Below are 17,229 nucleotides of genomic sequence, written 5' to 3'. Positions count from 1 at the left end.
TTTCCATATCAACAGGAAAGGAACCCATTGATGATCCGCAATATCGTGCTTGCAGCAGCTCTTCTCGCTCCCGTTGCCGCCACCGCCCAGGAGCTTCCGACCGCCGTCTACCTGCCGCTCGACATGGCCGTCAAGGCGGCCGACGCAGCGCTGAAGGCATGCGCCGCCGAAGGCCACAATGTCAGCGTCGCGGTCGTTGCACGGGACGGTTCGACCAAGGTGCTGCTGAAGGCCGACAATTCCGGTCCGCACACCGGAAACAGCGCCCAGGGCAAGGCCTTCACCTCGGCGGCCATGGGGCGCGACACGGCTGGCCTCGGCGAATTCATCGCTTCCAATCCCGCCAATGAAGGTCTCCGCGACATGGACGCACGCATGGTCATCCAGGCCGGCGGCGTGCCGATCAAGTTCGGCAAGGCGCTCGTCGGCGGCATCGGTGTCGGCGGTGCGCCGTCGGGCGACGTTGACGCAAACTGCGCGACAGCAGGCCTTGCTGCAATCGGCGCGAAGTAATTCGCTCCAAGGGGGGCTCTCGCCCTTGAAAAGGCGGCGGGCCTCTCCATTTAAAGGCCACTACCCGTTTCGAGAGCTCTCAGCCGTCGGCGCCTTTGGCGTGCGATAGCGGCACTCCGGGTTAAAAACAGGGCGCTCCCCGGCACGGGTCGAGCGCCCTGTTTGCTTTAGCAGGTCATCGATCAGCCGAACGATCTCACCAGGTCTTGCTGAGCTTCAACGTGACCGTACGCGCATCGCCATATCCGCAAACAAGCAGGCCATTGCAGCCGCTGACATAGTGCTTGTCGAACAGGTTGGTGACATTGAGGGCAGCGCCCCAGCCGTCCTTCTCGTAGCGCAGGGCTGCGTCGAAGACGGTCGACGCCGGCACCTTCGCGGTATTTTCCTTGTCCGCCCAGCTCTCGCCGCGATAGCGCACGCCGGCGCCGAGGCTGAGGCCTTCCAGCGCGCCCTGCTGCACCGTGTAGTCGAGCCACAGCGAAGCCTGCGTATCGGGGACGAGATAGGGCGACTTGCCGATCAGCGCACGGTTTGCGTCCTCGGTCACCTCGATATCCATGAAATCGAGGCCCGCAATCAGCTTCCAGCTTTCGTCGAGATTGACCTTGCCCTCAAACTCGATGCCGCGGGAACGCACTTCGCCGGTCTGGGTGGAGATGCTGGTCAGCGGATCGGTGACGAGAGCGTTGCGCTTGGTCAGCTGGTAGATGGACGCCGTCAGCACGCCATCAAAAAAGGTCGGTTCGTACTTGATCCCGGCCTCGAACTGCTCACCCTCCTCGGGCTTCGTGTTGCCGGTCGCCGTTACCGCCACGACCGGATTGAAGAAGGTCGCGGCGCTGACGTAAGGGGTGAGGCCGTTGTCGAATTCATAGGCAAGGCCGGCGCGGCCGCTAAGCGCGCCTTCGCTGTAGTCGAAACTCGAATTCTGGGTCGGCGCCCAGAAGGTCGGCCCGTTGTCGGTCTTGGTGTCGACATAGTCGTAACGGCCGTTGAGCGTGACGAGCCAGCCGTCGCCAAAGCGGATCTGGTCCTGCGCGTAGACGCCGATTTGCTGCTGTGTGATCACCTGGTTGATGTAGATGGCGTTCGCGGGTTGCGGCGCGCCATAGACCGGATCAGTAGCGCTGATCGGCGTTCCCGCCGACGACGCCTGGACGTGGTCCAGCCGGAAGAACTTGTAGTCGAGGCCGACGAGCAGCGTATGCTCGAGCGCTCCCGTCTCGAACTCGCCTTCGAGCCGGTTGTCGACGGCGAACGTATCGACCTTCGACGTCGCCTCGAAGCCGAGGCGATAAAGCAGGTTGTCGGGGGTCGCCGGCGTGTTCGAAACCGGAAAAGGAAGGCTCGGATCGTAGTAGCCGTAGGTGTAAGGCCCGTTCTCGTGCTTGTAGAGATGACCGTAGCGAAGGTTCTGACTGAACTGCCAGCCGCTGTCGAACTCGTGCTTGAATTCGTAGCCGAGCATCTGCTGCACATAAGTTCCGGTATCGATGTCCGGCTCGCCAAAGAAGGCCTTGCGGTCGATCTTGCCGAAGGGCGCATCGACGACCGAGCCGACATAGGGCAGGAAGCCGCCACCGGTATGAACCTGGTCGAGGCCCTGCAGCAGGCCGTAGACGGTCAAGCTGGTCGCGTCGTCGGGCTGATAGGTGATCTGCGGCAGGATGAAGCCGCGCAGATCCTCCGAATGGTCCACATAGTTGTCGCCACCTGAGATCTTGCCGGTGACGCGATAGTTGATTGCGTCGTCCAGCTGCCGGTTCACGTCAATCCCGAGGAAGGCATTGCCGTTGTTGTTGATGCCGGTCTCGACATAGGCGGAGTTTTCCCCCGTCGGCCGCTTGCTGATGAGGCTGACGATCCCGCCCGGATTGGCGCCGCCATAAAGCACCGAAGCCGGACCTTTCAGCACCTCGACACGTTCCAGCATGAAGGGATCGATCTGGAACCCGCCAAAGCCGTAGGAAAAGAGGTTGAGGCCGTCGAGGAACACGCCGGTCTGCGTCGCGTCGAAGCCGCGGATGTAGAACCAGTCGGTATCCGGATCGACGCCGAAGGGCTCGGCCATCACGCCCGGCGTGTAGCGCAGCGCTTCGTCGACCTTGTTGACGACGCCGCGGTCGTCAAGCTCCTCGCGTCCGACGACGGAAACGCTCTGCGGGATCTCAGCGATCGGAGTTGCGGATTTCGAGCCGGTCGTCGTCGCCTTGGCGACATAGCCGTCGACCGGACCTGTGGCGTCGTTCTCCGTCCTCGCGCCGGTCGCCTCGATCGTTTCCAGCCTTGTCGCCGGCGCATCCTGCGCCATTGCCGCGCCGGTGGCCAGAACCGCAATGGCGGCGACCCCGCTTGCCAGCCACTCCGTCAGCCGTACTGCCTTACCTCTTACCATCATCTGTCTGCCATCTCACCCGAACCACCGCAGTGCCTTACAGGCGGCGCGGCTTACACCCTCTAATAAGGTGAGTGTTTATATCAACTATTCCGGTGGCTCTTGTCGCGATCAGCGGAAATTGAACGTTTCTGGGCTATTTGATGCGAACAACCGCCCTTCAAGATGGAACTTGCTCAGCTCAATCGGCTGCGTTTCCAAGACGCAGGCGTCGCGCCCACGACCTTGCGGAAGACCCGGGTGAAGTGCGCCTGGTCGGAGAAGCCGGTCTCGGCCGCAACCGTCGTCAGCGACGCCTCGTTCTTCAGCAACAGTTGCTTGGCTCTCTCAACCCGCGCATTGGTCTGCCACTGGTGCGGTGCCATGCCGGTCGACGCCTTGAAGGCGTGACTGAAGTGCGACTGCGACAGTCCGGCAAGGGACGCCAGCTCCTCCAGGCGGATGTTGCGCCCCCAGTTCTCGTCGATGTATTCGACCGCCCGGCGGAGTTGCCAGGTGGCAAGCGCGCTGCGTTTGCGGGCATCGCTGCGATTAAGCTTCATCAGGTCGATGAACAATGCGACCGTCAGGCCATCGCCGTAGAGATCGTGCAAGGGCTGCGGATTGAGGCACTCGGCGGCGATCAGCTGTGCAAGCTGCAGGAAGCGTTCGTCGTAAAACATCAGCCGTGGCGTGTCGCATCGCCCCGCATCGAGCTCCTCCTCCAGCCGTCGGCCGAGAACCTCGAGATTGAAATGCAGGTCGAGGTGGCGGATACGCCTGACATCGACCATGTCCGCCCAGATTTCCATGCCCGCCGGGATATAGGAAAGCGCCTGCTGGCGCTCGTTCTCGACCGCGCCGCGCCCATCGGGCGAAAGTCTGACGTTGCAACGGCTACCGCCTTCAGCGTCGAGCACGATGAACATGCGCGGATCATCCGAGAGGTAGTGGCCACCTGCCCTCGCCTCGCATTCGACGTCCCAGACGTCGGCGATGATGCCGTTCCATTCGCGCCGGTGGAGCCCGCCGATCACCTTGAACCCGGAAATTTTGTTCTGCATCCGCGGTTGAAACGACATCTAGGCGTATCCAATGCTCTAGGACGAGGCGACGCCTCCGGCTAATTCCTTCCTGTATTACTCATCTTTAATGTTTGACGGAAGCCCGTAATCTTTCCAACGCGATTTAAACGGTCAGAACGCACATGGACCGGTGCATATCGGGAGCGGAAAGGCAGCGGTGGAGCGCCGGTTCGGGCAGCCTGCCTGCCCGAACCGGTTGCGCGCGATCAGAACCGGACGCGGGCGCCGACCTTGGCACCGGCCGACTTCGAACCGTCGCCCTCGATGTTGAAGAGCAGCGAGAAGTCGAGGTCCCAGTTGTCGTTGTTGCTGAGCGCAAGCCCGGCCGACACCCGCCCGAACAGACCCTCGCCGTCAAGCGAGGCAAAGCCGACATCGGCGCCGACTGTCGGCGACAGGATCAGCCCGTTTTCTAGCTCCAGGGTGCGTTCGACGTCGAAGCCGATGCTGAGACGGGCCTGTTCCTCGATGAAGCCCTTGAGATCGATCACCTCGCCGAGCGGGTTCTTGACGGTGTAGTCCTCGGTCTCTTCATTGAAGTAGACGGCTCTCAGCTTCGGCATCAGCACCGTCGCCTCATCCAGTTGCCATTCGCCGGTCAGCTTGACGTCCGCCATCCAGCGGGTGGTGTCGAACGTGCCGGTGAAGATGCCGGTGTCGATGTCGTTGGACGAACCGCCATAGAGCAGGTTGGCGTCGAGGAAGACGCCCTGGCCGATCTCGAACGAGGCATAAGGACCGGCCAGCCAGCCGTTTCCTTTAAGCTCGGCATCCGCGTCGGTCGGATCGGTCATGTAGTCGTAGTGGAACGACAGGCCGATGAGCGCCCGATCGCTTAAGAGATAATCGGCGCCGAGCGAGAACAGGGCGAAATTGCCCCACTTGTCGTTTCTGTCGTCTTCATCCTTGTGGAACAGGAAACTGCCGTTCACCCAGATGTCGAACGGCCGGTCGGTCGCCACGAAGGTTTGACCGGTTGCTGCCGCATCGGCGGCATCGCGCGCCGCCTGGATCTGCGACAGGCTGGAGGAGAAGCCGAGGCGGGCACCCTTTTCCGACGGCGTCACCGCCGTCGTCACCGGATCGGTGCTCATCGCCGCCCGCCGCCGTTCGATCAGGCCGGGCACCTTGACCGTCGACGACAACAGGTTCTGGCGATTGCGCACAAAATCGCGCACCAGCCCGTCGATCTCTTCGCCGGCAGCCACCCGATCGAGCGCGATCTTGTAGGTGACGGAGCCAATATTGGACGAGCCTAGCGAGCTCCTGAGCGTATAACTGACCACCGCCGAGCCGGAATAGGACGGGTTCGGCGTGAACTTCAGATAGAAGCCGACCGGCGTGAAGCTGGTGGCAGCGGCAAGCTCGCCTTCGATGATTTCGGCCGTGCCGGCAAAGGGCGGCGAGACCGAGGCAACCGATGCGTCGGTGAACGGACCGCCGGTCGCGCCACCGTTGAGATAGACATCCTTCGGCGTCGAACCGGCCGGAACCTCGACGACGACATTGGGCACCGTCACCGCACGAGCGTTCAGTTTCAGCGTATAGGCGGCCGAACCGCTGGCGCCGCGGCTGTCAGTCACAGCAATGGTGAAGTGATAGCTGTCAGGCACCGCATCGTCCGCGAGCGGTCCGGTCAATTCGCCAGTGGAGATATTCAGCACCATGCCATTCGGCAGGGCGCCGCTCTTGAGGCTGTAGACCAGCGCGCCGGTGCCACCGGTCGCCGAGACGCGTTGGGAATAGGCTTCGCCGACCATCGCGTCGGGAAGCCCGCCGGCCGACGGGGTAAAGACGAAACTGGCGGAGGCAACGGCGATCTGATAGCTGGCCTGGCCTGTCGCGCCATTGGCATCGGTCGCCGTCACGGTGAAGGCGAAATCGCCATCGGCCGAAGGTCGTCCCGAGATCGTCCCGCTTGAGGCATCGAGCGACAGACCGCCCGGCAGAGCACCCGACGAGACCGCGTAGTTGTAGGGGGCCGTGCCGGCGCTGGCTGAGATGTTCTGGCTGTAGGAAACGCCGGGCACGCCGTTGGCAAGCGCCCCGCCTGCCGGCGACAACAACAGCATCGGCGGCGAGACCGTGACCGAAACGGTTGAAGGAGCCGACGTGCCGGTCGCGTTCGTTGCCGTATAGGTGAAGCTGTCAGCGCCCGAATAGCCGGCATCAGGCGTGTAGAGGATCGTTGTCCCCGTCGCCGTAGCTGTGCCATGCGCGGGCGCGGTGGCGATCGCCACAGATGTTGCCGCCCCGCCCGTCAGACTGAGGCTGATAGCATTTGGGCTGGAGTTCGCAGCAACAGTCGCTGCAACCGGACCGGCCGATGGCGCTTCGACGGCGACCGCGAGACTATAGTTCGCGGTGCCCGTCGCATTGTTCGCGTCGGTCGCCGTCACCGTGAACGTTGCCGCTCCATCGGCGGTCGGCGTTCCGGACAGGCGACCGTCGGCAGCAAGCGTCAAGCCGGCCGGAAGTGCACCACCGGTGACCGCGTAGGTGTAGGGAGCCGTTCCGTTGGCGGCGATGATCGTCAGGTCATAGGCGTCTGCAACGGTCACGCCGGCAAGCGCACCCGCAGCCGGCGTGAAGGCGAATGTCGGCGGAGACACCGTCACCGTGACCGTCGCTGCAGCGGATGTTCCGGTCGTATTCGCCGCCGTGTAGGTGAAGCTGTCGGCGCCGGAGAAGCCGGCCGCCGGCGTATAGCTGAATGTGTTACCCGCGACCGTGGCCGTACCGTGCGATGGGGGCGCTGCGATAGCGACCGAAGCGGCCGTGCCGCCCGTAAGGTTCGGCGTAATCCCGTTGGCCGACGAGTTGGCGGCAACGGTTGCCGTCGTGGCGTTGGCGATCGGCGCCTGGATGCGAACCTCCAGGCTATAGCTGCCGCTGGTTGCGGTCGCGCCATGGGTATCGGTCGCCTGAACCGTAAAGGTGAAGCTGCCGTCCGCCGTTGGCGTGCCGGACAGCGTACCGGCAGCGTCGAGCGAAAGTCCGGCCGGAAACGCGCCGCTGGCCAAGGCGTAGCTGTAGGCCGCCGTGCCGCCATTGGCCGTGAAGCTCTGGCTGTAGGTCGTTGCCACGGTTGCGGTCGGCAAAGCGCCGGCCGCCGGCGTGAAGGCGAATATCGGCGCGGAGACGAGGAAGGACTGGCTCACATTGGACGCGGCCAGGTAAGCGCTATCACCGGCTTGCGAGACTTCGATGGTGCAGGTGCCGCCATTGCGGAATGTGACATCGCCGGTTGACGTGACGACGCAGACGGGCGTCGTCAGAGACTGGAACGTGACCGGCAGAGCGGAACTGGCGCTCGCCGAAAGGGTCACCGGCGTTGCATAGTCCTGCGGGCCGGGATTGGCGAAGGTGATCGTCTGTGGCGCCTTGGGCGTCACCGTGTTCGACGCACTGGAGGCCGGTCCCGTGCCGACAGCGTTGGTCGCCGTCACCGTGAACGTGTAGCTGGTGCCGTTGCTCAGACTGCCGACCGTGACCGGGCTCGACGTGCCCGTTCCAACAAAACCACCGGGATTGGACGTGACCGTGTAGCCGGTGATCGATGCGCCGCCGGCGCTTACCGGCGCGGTAAAATTGACGGACACCTCGCCATCGCCAGCGATAGCCGTGCCCACCGTCGGGGCGTCCGGAACAACAGCGTTGACGGTAAAGCTCTGGGTGACAGTCGTCGCAGGCAGATAGGTGCCGTCGCCGCCCTGGTCGGCAGCAATCGCGCAGGTCCCCGCTCTGTGGAAGGTCATGCTGCCACGCGGCGTGATCGTGCACACGGCTGCGGTCGAGGATGTGAAGGCAACGGGCAAACTCGCGTCCGACGATGCCGTCAATGTCGGCGTGGTCCCGAACGTCTGCGCGCCCGGATTGGCAAAGGTGATCGTCTGGGTTGCGCGCGGCGTGACGGCGTTCGAGGCCGCCGACGCAGGCCCCGTGCCGGCACTGTTGGTTGCCGTCACCGTAAATGTATAGCTGGACCCATTGCTGAGACCCGTCACCACGACCGGGCTTGACGACCCCGTCCCGGTGAAGCCACCCGGGTTCGACGTCACGGTGTAGCTAGAGATCGACGCTCCACCCGTGCTCGCCGGCGCCGTGAAGGCGACGGACGCCGAAGCGACATCGGCGGTTGCGGTTCCGATCGTCGGTGCGCCGGGTTCGACGGCATCGACCGTGAACGTCTGTGAGACCGTCGGTGCAGCCAGATACGTTCCGTTGCCCACCTGATCGGCTGCGATGGTGCAACTGCCGGCCTGATGGAAGGTCAAATCGCCCTCGGGCGTCACAGTGCACACGCCGGCAGTCGACGAGGTAAAGGCAACAGCCAGGCTGGAGCTTGCCGTCGCCGTCAATGTCGGCGACGTGCCGAACGCCTGCGTACCCGGATTGGCGAACGTGATCGTCTGTGCGGATCGCGGCGTAACCGCATTGGAGGCGGCCGACGCGGTGCTTGTCCCGGCGCTGTTGGTGGCGGTCACGGTGAACGTATAGCTCGTGCCGTTGGTCAGGCCAGTCACCCTGATCGGGCTCGTCGTATCCGTGGCCGTCATGCCGCCGGGGTTCGACGTCACGGTATAGCCCGTGATCGTCGCGCCGCCGTTCGACGCCGGGGCGGTGAACGACACGTCTGCATAGGCATCACCCTCCACGGCCGCACCGATGGTGGGCGCGTCGGGCACGGTCGGCGCAACGTCGACAGTGAAGACTTGGCTGCCGGTCGCGCCATAGGCGTCCGTTGCCGTAACGGTAAAGGTGACGGCGCCACCGATCGATGCAGTGCCCGACAACACCCCGTTGTTCGCCAGCGTCATGCCAGCGGGCAAGGCATTCTGCGTGACGGCGAATGTGTAGGGGCTTGCGCCGCCTGATGCCGCCAGGGTTTGTGAATAGGCGGTGCCAGCGGTCGGATCAGGAAGCGTCGCCGGCGAGAGCGCGATCGTCGGCGCAACGATGGTGATGGAGAATGCGCGCGAGGCGGTCGAGCCTTCGGGATCGGTCGCTGTCACTGTGAAATTGAACGGACCGCTTGCCGTTGGGGTGCCGGAGACGACGCCGCCGCTCGAGATCGCCATGCCGGCGGGCAGTGCACCGGAGGTCGTTGCGTAACTCAAGGTGCCCGATCCCCCGGTGGCACTTAGCGTTTGCGCCGCATAGGCCTGGTTGTAGACCGGGTTCGGCAGCGTTGTAGTCGAAATCGCGATCGGTGCGTAGGCAACCGAATTGTCGGTGCTGGTGGATAGGTCGTTGGTAAAGCCGGCCGCGCTCATGGCCTTGCCGGCGGGTATGGACGCCACGACCGTGCCTGCCTGCGTCATTCCGCTGACCGAAACGGTGTAATTGGCGCCCGATCCCGAAACACTCGCCGTCGTCGCGCCGGCCGTGCCTGAAATCTGGACGTCGCCAGCGGAAAAGCCGGTGACGGACTTGCTGAACACCACATCGAACGCAACGGATGTCTTGGCGCTGGGATCGGATTGCGAGCCTGCCTGGTTGATCGCGACCGTCGGTTTGGTGTCGACCCAGTGGCTGGCGCCGGTCGCAGTGCCGGTGCTGCAGCCGCTGCCGCCACCGTAGCTGGCGGAAACCGCGTGCTGTCCGAGCGGCAGCGTCGATGTCTGGAAGGTCGCAGACGATGCCGTGCTGACGGGCCCGGTCGGCGTCAACCCAAGGGTCGTCGACTGCGATCCGATCGTGATCGTCACGTTCCCAGGCGGAGACTGTCCGGCGTTACAGCCCATCGACGATACCGTTGCCGTCACCGAAACCTGTTCGCCCGGCAGCGACGGTCTCGGGGAAGATACGACATCAACGACAACCGGTCCCCCTGTGGCCGCCTTGACGACGATGTTGTTGCTGTTGGCGGTGTAGTTGCCGCCCGTGCGCGTGCCCGTGAATGTGACCCAATCGGAAAACTGGCCGGACATCGCATCGAGGGAATCGACCTGATAGGAGCCTGTGCAGGTCACGGAAGACGTCGTGCCGCCGCCCGGGATTGCCGGGCATGAAACGACGACGCCCTTGTTCGCGGTGGTCGCAGGCGCGATGCTGAGAATATTGTAGGATCCGGGGTTCAGCACATAGCTGAAATTGATCGTGTCGCCAGCCGCATTGAAGGTCGCCGGGTTCGCCGAAATCGTCACAACCTGCGCCGAGGCACCAATGGCAGAAGCCAGAAGAATGCCAATCGCTGCGAAAAATGTCCTGAAATACAAACCCTGGAATGCAGACGAAAAAATCTTCCCGCCCGCGACGCTTCCGCACCGCAGCCCCATAAATACCCCCAATATATGCCGGGAAAATTAGCCCCATCTCCCAGTCGAGGCAGCTAATAAAGTGGAAGGTACCGAGTCAATCGCACAACTCACCATTGCCGGAGAAAATGCGGTCGGCCGTTGCCATGTGGCTTATCGATCACACTTTTTGGCGCCGCCGCCGACTGAACTTCAGCTGCGCCGAGTGACGGCCCCAAGGTCAGCAACTTCAGGAGGAGTGCGCGAAAATGGCGGCCAGCCGTCGCGAAGAGAATCGTTATTCCGCGCTTGGCCTCTTCCGGCTTCGAAAGACGAGGTATGCGCCCCCCACACTCATGGCCGCCAGCGCGAACCAGGTCAGCGCGTAGACAAGATGGCTGTTGCGGAAGCTGACGACCGTGAGACCGCCGATCGGTAGGCCGCCTGGGTTTGGCGTCGCGTCCGCGTCGATGAAATAGGGCGCGACATCCGTCAGCTGTTGTGCTGCCGCGATTGCCGCGACATCGCGGGAAAACCAGCGATCGCTAGCCGGATCGTTGGAGCGAAGAAAGGCGCCGCCGGGTTCGCTGATGCGCAAGAGCCCGGTGATCCCGGTGGTGCCGGGCGTTTCGCCTGCGGCGCGGGCAGTCCGATCGCGCCGGTCGGCGGGCACGAAGCCGCGATTGACGAGAACCGTCGTGCCGTCTTCGCGGCGCATCGGCGTCAACACCCAGAACCCGGCGCCCCGCTCGGTTACCGCCTGCACCAGAACCGACTTGTCGTGGCTAAAGGTACCCGTTGCCGTGACGCGAAGGTATTCGTCGTTCTCTCGGGTGATGCCACCCCAGTCCGGCCGCGACGGGGCCGGGACGGCGTCAGCGTGCACACGCGCATCGACGCGAGCGATCAGATCGAGCTTCCAGAAGAGCCGCTGGATCTGCCAGGTCCCGAGCGCCACGAAGATGGCGCAAAGAAACAAGAGCGCGCCGGTCAGAAGGAATCTGGCGCGAGAGGACGCTTTCGCACCCTCCCCTTTCACGTCGCGGCCGCCGGTCATGTTCGCGTCTGCCCGCCCCTGATCAGGGCATGTTCTTCATCATCTCGTGTGTCATCGGCATCATGTTCGTATTGAGGTGATGCATGACCCAGAGCGAGCCGGCGAGCGCGATGCCGACGATGATGATCGTGAAGATCAGCGCCATCAGCGTCCAGCCACCTTCCGAACGGGCGTTCATGTGCAGGAAGTAGATGACGTGCACGACGATCTGGACGACGCCGATACCCATGACGAGCACGGCGGTCAGCAACTTGCTGTCGAGCGCGCCGCTCATGACCAGCCAGAACGGGATCGCCGTCAGGATGACCGACAGGATGAAGCCCGTCATGTAGCTCTTGAGCGAACCATGCCCGGCAGCGTCGCCCGGATGGCTGTGCGCGTGGTGAGGCTCGAACGCGCTTTCGTGGCCAGGATGCTGCGAACTCATCCGAGTACTCCCAACAGATAGACGAAGGAGAAGACGCCGATCCAAATGACGTCGAGGAAGTGCCAGAACATGGAGAGGCACATCAGGCGGCGGCGGTTTTCCGGGTTCAAGCCATGTTTTTTGACCTGCACCATCAGCGTGATCAGCCAGATGATGCCGAAGGTGACGTGCAGGCCGTGGGTGCCGACCAGCGTGAAGAACGAGGACAGGAACGCCGAACGCGTTGGACCGGCACCCTCGTGGATCAGGTGGTAGAATTCATAGAGCTCGAGCGCGAGGAAGATCGCGCCGAACACGCCGGTGACGCCGAGCCAGAACAGCGTCTCCATCTTGGCGTTGCGCTCCATCTGAAGCATGGCAAAGCCGTAGGTGATCGACGAGAACAGCAGCATCGCCGTGTTGATGGCGATCAGGTTGAGGTCGAACAGGTCGGCTGGTGCGGGACCTGCCGCGTAGTTGCGCCCGACCACACCGTGCGTGGCGAAGAGAACGGCGAAGATCAGGCAGTCGCTCATCAGGTAGAGCCAGAAGCCCAGCATGGTGCTGTGCTCCGGGTGGTGCTCTTCCTTCAGGTAGAACTGCGGCTTTTCTGTTTCTTGGACTTGGGTTTGGCTCATCGTTTCAGATCCGTTCCGCAAGCAGTTTCGAGCGTGCGTCTTCTGTCGCCGCGACGGTTTCCGCGGGAATGAAGAAATCACGGTTGTAGTTGAAGGTATGGCCGATGGAGACCGCAATCAGGGCGATGAAGGATACCGCCGCCAGCCACCAGATGTACCAGATCAACGCGAAGGCGAGCACGACGCTGATGCCGGAGAGAATGATGCCAGTGCCGGTGTTCTTCGGCATGTGGATCGGCTTGAAGCCTTCGAGCGGACGCTCGTAACCCCGGTTCTTCATGTCGTACCAGCTGTCATGGTCGTGAACGACGGGCGTGAAGGCGAAGTTGTAGTCCGGCGGCGGCGACGAGGTCGACCATTCGAGCGTGCGGCCATCCCAGGCATCGCCTGAGGTTTCACGCAGTTGGTCGCGACGCAGGAAGCTGACGACAAGCTGGATGATGAAGGACGCGATGCCGATGGCGATCAGGACCGCACCGAAGGCGGCGATGATGAACCAGATCTGCAGCGAGGGATCCTCGAACTGGCTGACACGCCGGGTGACCCCCATCAGGCCGAGCACGTAGAGCGGCATGAAGGCGAAGAAGAAGCCGATCTGCCAGAACCAGAAGCTCATCTTGCCCCAGAAGGGGTCGAGCTTGTAGCCGAAGGCCTTCGGCCACCAGTAGACAAGGCCGGCCATCAGCCCGAACAGCACACCGCCGATGATGACGTTGTGGAAGTGGGCAATCAGGAATAGCGAGTTGTGCAGCACGAAGTCGGCCGGCGGGATCGCCAGCATGACGCCGGTCATGCCGCCGATGACGAAGGTCACCATGAAACCGATCGTCCACAGCATCGGCAGTTCGTAGCGGATACGGCCGCGATACATGGTGAAGAGCCAATTGAACATCTTCGCCCCGGTCGGGATCGAGATGATCATCGTGGTGATGCCGAAGAAGGCGTTCACCGAGGCACCTGAACCCATGGTGAAGAAGTGATGCAGCCACACCAGGTAGGAGAGGATCATGATCACGCAGGTGGCGTAGACCATCGACGTATAACCGAAGAGGCGCTTGCCGCAGAAGGTCGCGACGACTTCGGAGAAGATGCCGAAGGCCGGCAGCACGAGAATGTAGACTTCCGGGTGGCCCCAGATCCAGATGAGGTTGATGTACATCATCGGATTGCCACCAAGGTCATTGGTGAAGAAGTTGAAGCCGAGGTAGCGGTCGAGCGACAACAGCGCAAGCGTCGCCGTCAGGATCGGGAAGGTCGCGACGATGAGGATGTTGGTGCACAGCGACGTCCAGGTGAAGACCGGCATCTTCATGAAGGTCATGCCCGGAGCGCGCATCTTCACGATCGTGGCGATCAGGTTGATGCCGGATAAGGTCGTCCCGACGCCCGCCACCTGTAGGCCCCATATGTAATAGTCGACGCCGACGCCGGGACTGTAGTCGGCACCCGAGAGCGGCGGATAGGCGAGCCAGCCGGTGCGCGCGAATTCACCGACGAACAGCGACATCATGATGATGACCGCACCGCCCGTCGTCATCCAGAACGAGAAATTGTTGAGGAAGGGGAACGAGACGTCGCGCGCGCCGATCTGCAGCGGCACGACATAGTTCATGAAACCGGTGACGAAGGGCATCGCCACGAAGAAGATCATGATCACGCCGTGGGCAGTGAAGATCTGGTCGTAATGGTGCGGGTTGAGATAGCCTTCGTTGCCGTTGAAGGCGATCGCCTGCTGTATGCGCATCATGATCGCGTCGGCAAATCCGCGCAAAAGCATCACGATCGCCAGGATGATGTACATGATACCGATCTTCTTGTGATCGACCGACGTGAACCACTCGTTCCAGAGATAGCCCCAGAGCTTGTACTTCGTGATCAGCGCGAGGATCGCCAGGCCGCCGACGGCCACGGCTGCGAAGGTCACGACAAGGATCGGCTCGTGGTATGGGATCGCTTCCCAGGTAAGCCGCCCGAAGATGAATTGCGTGAGGCTGGTGTCACCAAACATGGGTCTTCCAATATGTCTCGAATTGCGGCCCGAAGGGCCCTGGCGCTCGCTGGATCAAGGCCGGCGAGCGCGCGAAAGTCCTAGTGCGTCTTGTGCATGTCGTGGTTCATGGGCTCAGCCGCGGGCCGCTCTTCCTTGACGCCCTCGGCCGGTTCCTCGCTCTTGGCGGGGTTACCGGTTTCGGGGAAGGTCGCGGCCGGTGCGGCCGCTTCGGTCACTCCGCCCGTATGGCGGTTGTCATGCTCGAGTTTGGCGCGGTTCTCATGGCTTTCGACGCCGGCTCCGCCCATCATGTCGATGTGCATCATATCCTTCATGCACATCTGGCCTTCGCGCACGCACATGTTGAGAACGGCTTCATAGAGGCCGTTTTCGACGGAAGCGTAGTAGCGCACCGGCTCCTTCACGCTCGGTTTTTCGAGCTTCAGGTAGGCGTCGCGATTGAGCATCGTGCCGTTCTGCTTGACGCGGGCAACCCAGGCGTCAAAGCCCGCCTGGTCCACGCCGTGGAACTTGAAGCGCATGTGCGAGAAGCCGTCGCCGCTGTAGTTGGACGAAAGGCCCTCGTATTCGCCTGCCTTGTTGATAACGGCGTGCAGCTTGGTCTGCATGCCGGGCATGGCGTAGATCATGCCGGCGAGCGCCGGAACGTAGAACGAGTTCATCACCGACGAGGCAGTGATCTTGAAGTTGATCGGCACGTCGACCGGCGCCGCCATCTCGTTGACCGTGGCAATACCGTATTCCGGATAGAAGAACAGCCATTTCCAGTCGAGCGCGACGACTTCGACCGTGATCGGCTTCGTCTCTTCGGTCACCGGGCGCGCCGCATCGATCCGATCGAGCGGTCGATAGGGGTCGAGCTTGTGGGTGCTGACCCAGGTGATCGCGCCGAGCGCGATGATGATCGCGAGCGGCGCCGACCAGATGATGACTTCGAGGCCGGTGGAATGGTGCCATTCCGGATCATACTTGGCGGCCGTGTTCGACTGGCGATAGCGCCAGGCAAAGAACAGCGTCAGGAAAAGGACGGGAACGATGATCAACAGCATCAGGACCGTCGAAATAACGATCAGATCCCGCTGCTGCGCGGCGATATCACCGGAAGGCGACATGACCACCATGTTGCATCCCGAGAGAACGGAGAGCAACAGGACGGCAATCGTCGATCGTCCGGCTAAACTGTATGGCTTCGGCATTGCGGCCTCAACTTGCGTTTTGTCTAGTCGGCATTACTCGGGCATGATCGGGCATGGAAGTGAGGTCCATCGTCGCAGCGCAACATTTTGCCGCAGTGCAGTGACGACCGTATCGCTCTATGCGCGTTTGTACGGGCGCAAAGGCATATTGTCGGTTCGATGCCGGCTGTTCCAGCGAACGTTAGGCACGAACTCGAATGAGGCATGTGCGCAGGTACGTGCACGGCATTCTTGATATCAGACGCCAATTGGTCAACACTCTAACGACAAGACGTTCGATCGTCGGAGAAATTCATGGTTTCGGTCGCTAACCCAACATCGTCTGGTCTCGAGCGGGATGCACGTCGCATTCACGAGGACGACAAGCCTCTGTCCCCGGGCAGCATCGCCATCGGCGTGGTCATTGGACGAACCTCGGAATTCTTCGACTTCTTCGTCTACGGCCTCGGCTCGATCCTCGTTTTTCCGAAGCTGATTTTCCCGTTCGCGCCCAATGCGGTCACCGCGACGCTCATGTCCTTCGCGCTGTTCCCGCTCGCTTTCCTCGCCCGCCCGGTCGGCTCCTTCGTCTTCATGTGGGTCGACCGCAACTACGGGCGCGGCACGAAGCTGACGATCGCGCTCGTCATTCTCGGTGGCTCGACGGCGTCAATCGCCTTCCTGCCCGGCTATGACACGATCGGGTATTGGGCGGTGGCGCTATTGGCGCTGTTCCGGCTGGGCCAGGGCTTTGCGCTCGGCGGCGCCTGGGACGGCCTCGCATCGCTGCTGAACCTCAATGCGCCGCAAAATCACCGCGGCTGGTACGCGATGATCCCGCAGCTCGGCGCGCCGATCGGCTTTGCGCTTGCGAGCATCCTCTTCGGTTATTTCGTCAGCAACCTTTCGCAGGAAGATTTCCTCGCCTGGGGCTGGCGCTATCCGTTCTTCGTCGCCTTTGCGATCAACGTCGTGGCGCTTTTCGCGCGCCTGCGCATCGTCGCCAGCAAGGAATTCGGCGCCGCCATGGAGGCCAAGGAGCTTGAGGCGAGGCCGATCTTCGAGATGCTGAGCAAGCACAGCATCGACGTCGTGCTCGGCGCCTTCGTGCCGCTCGCAAGCTTCGCAATGTTCCACCTCGTCACCATTTTCCCCTTGAGCTGGGTGACGCTCAATGGCGGCCAGTCGGCGGCTGAATTCCTGTGGGTGCAGGTCGCTGGTGCCGTCGTCGGCGCCATCGGCATCGTGCTTTCGGGCGTAATTGCCGACCGGGTCGGTCGCCGCAACCAGCTGATGATCGGTGCGATCCTGATCGCGATCTTCAGCTTCTCGGCCCCCTTCCTGCTCGATGCCGGCGGCAAGGGCCAGGACGCTTACATCCTGATCGGCTTCGCCATCCTTGGCCTTTCCTTCGGCCAGTCCTCGGGCGCCGTCTCCTCGCGCTTCACCCAGTACTATCGCTACACGGGTGCCGCTCTGACGTCGGACCTCGCCTGGCTCGTCGGCGCCGCTTTCGCGCCGCTCGTGGCACTCGGGCTTGCCAGCAGCTTTGGCATCATCTTCATCGGCGGCTACCTGATTTCGGGTGCGATCTGCACGATCGCGGCGCTGAGCCTCAGCCGCGCGCTCGACCAGCAGTAAGATCCAGAGGCAGCGGGGCGCAGTTGAAGGCGTCCCGCTTGTTCGTCCTTTCCTCGCGTGACCTTGATTGCGAGGAACGGAAACGCG

General features: G+C 62.6%; 10 protein-coding genes. 2 read left to right on the top strand and 8 right to left on the bottom strand.

Annotation, left to right across the window (positions count from 1 at the left end):
• The first annotated feature begins 30 nt into the window (after positions 1-30).
• Complete coding sequence (locus IB262_RS13115; protein ID WP_192493647.1) at positions 31-513, top strand: heme-binding protein; 483 nt, start codon at positions 31-33, stop codon at positions 511-513.
• A gap of 196 nt (positions 514-709) precedes the next feature.
• On the opposite strand, the gene IB262_RS13110 is transcribed toward IB262_RS13115, so the two are convergent.
• From IB262_RS13110 to cyoA, 8 genes are all read right to left on the bottom strand, one after another.
• On the bottom strand, positions 710-2,914 hold the full coding sequence (locus IB262_RS13110; RefSeq protein WP_060583486.1) for a TonB-dependent siderophore receptor: 2,205 nt from the start codon (positions 2,912-2,914) through the stop codon (positions 710-712).
• A 173-nt stretch (positions 2,915-3,087) separates the two neighbouring features.
• A complete protein-coding gene (locus tag IB262_RS13105) occupies positions 3,088-3,972 on the bottom strand; it encodes an AraC family transcriptional regulator (protein ID WP_034790688.1) in 885 nt (294 codons plus the stop codon).
• 209 nt (positions 3,973-4,181) lie between these two features.
• The gene (locus tag IB262_RS13100; RefSeq protein WP_192493646.1) at positions 4,182-10,124 is read right to left on the bottom strand and encodes a putative Ig domain-containing protein; all 5,943 of its coding nucleotides are present in this window, start codon (positions 10,122-10,124) and stop codon (positions 4,182-4,184) included.
• A gap of 388 nt (positions 10,125-10,512) precedes the next feature.
• The gene (locus tag IB262_RS13095; protein WP_060521116.1) at positions 10,513-11,271 is read right to left on the bottom strand and encodes an SURF1 family protein; all 759 of its coding nucleotides are present in this window, start codon (positions 11,269-11,271) and stop codon (positions 10,513-10,515) included.
• A gap of 22 nt (positions 11,272-11,293) precedes the next feature.
• On the bottom strand, positions 11,294-11,698 hold the full coding sequence (gene cyoD / locus IB262_RS13090) for a cytochrome o ubiquinol oxidase subunit IV (RefSeq protein WP_034790693.1): 405 nt from the start codon (positions 11,696-11,698) through the stop codon (positions 11,294-11,296).
• Positions 11,695-12,315, bottom strand: a complete 621-nt coding sequence (gene cyoC / locus IB262_RS13085) for a cytochrome o ubiquinol oxidase subunit III (protein ID WP_034790695.1) — start codon at positions 12,313-12,315, stop codon at positions 11,695-11,697. Before cyoC ends, cyoD begins: the two co-directional genes overlap by 4 nt.
• Positions 12,316-12,319: 4 nt before the next feature.
• Entirely contained in the window at positions 12,320-14,323 is a 2,004-nt protein-coding gene (cyoB, locus tag IB262_RS13080; RefSeq protein WP_034790697.1) for a cytochrome o ubiquinol oxidase subunit I, read from the bottom strand.
• 80 nt (positions 14,324-14,403) lie between these two features.
• On the bottom strand, positions 14,404-15,522 hold the full coding sequence (cyoA, locus tag IB262_RS13075) for a ubiquinol oxidase subunit II (protein WP_060529189.1): 1,119 nt from the start codon (positions 15,520-15,522) through the stop codon (positions 14,404-14,406).
• Between the two features lie 294 nt (positions 15,523-15,816).
• Here cyoA and IB262_RS13070 point away from each other — a divergent pair, with 294 nt between their 5' ends.
• Entirely contained in the window at positions 15,817-17,142 is a 1,326-nt protein-coding gene (locus IB262_RS13070; protein ID WP_060521113.1) for an MFS transporter, read from the top strand.
• Positions 17,143-17,229: the final 87 nt, after the last annotated feature.

It is taken from the genome of Ensifer sp. ENS02 (assembly GCF_014851885.1).
GTDB classification, from domain to species: Bacteria; Pseudomonadota; Alphaproteobacteria; order Rhizobiales; family Rhizobiaceae; genus Ensifer; species Ensifer adhaerens.
Note: the sequence above shows the minus strand (reverse complement) of the source record. Positions and strands in the feature narration are given on the sequence as shown.

Coding starts and splice junctions, on each gene's coding strand:
- IB262_RS13115 (WP_192493647.1), top strand. CDS start 31: ATGATCCGCAATATCGTGCTTGCAGCAGCTCTTCTCGCTCCCGTTGCC.
- IB262_RS13110 (WP_060583486.1), bottom strand. CDS start 2,914: ATGATGGTAAGAGGTAAGGCAGTACGGCTGACGGAGTGGCTGGCAAGC.
- IB262_RS13105 (WP_034790688.1), bottom strand. CDS start 3,972: ATGTCGTTTCAACCGCGGATGCAGAACAAAATTTCCGGGTTCAAGGTG.
- IB262_RS13095 (WP_060521116.1), bottom strand. CDS start 11,271: ATGACCGGCGGCCGCGACGTGAAAGGGGAGGGTGCGAAAGCGTCCTCT.
- cyoD (WP_034790693.1), bottom strand. CDS start 11,698: ATGAGTTCGCAGCATCCTGGCCACGAAAGCGCGTTCGAGCCTCACCAC.
- cyoC (WP_034790695.1), bottom strand. CDS start 12,315: ATGAGCCAAACCCAAGTCCAAGAAACAGAAAAGCCGCAGTTCTACCTG.
- cyoB (WP_034790697.1), bottom strand. CDS start 14,323: ATGTTTGGTGACACCAGCCTCACGCAATTCATCTTCGGGCGGCTTACC.
- cyoA (WP_060529189.1), bottom strand. CDS start 15,522: ATGCCGAAGCCATACAGTTTAGCCGGACGATCGACGATTGCCGTCCTG.
- IB262_RS13070 (WP_060521113.1), top strand. CDS start 15,817: ATGGTTTCGGTCGCTAACCCAACATCGTCTGGTCTCGAGCGGGATGCA.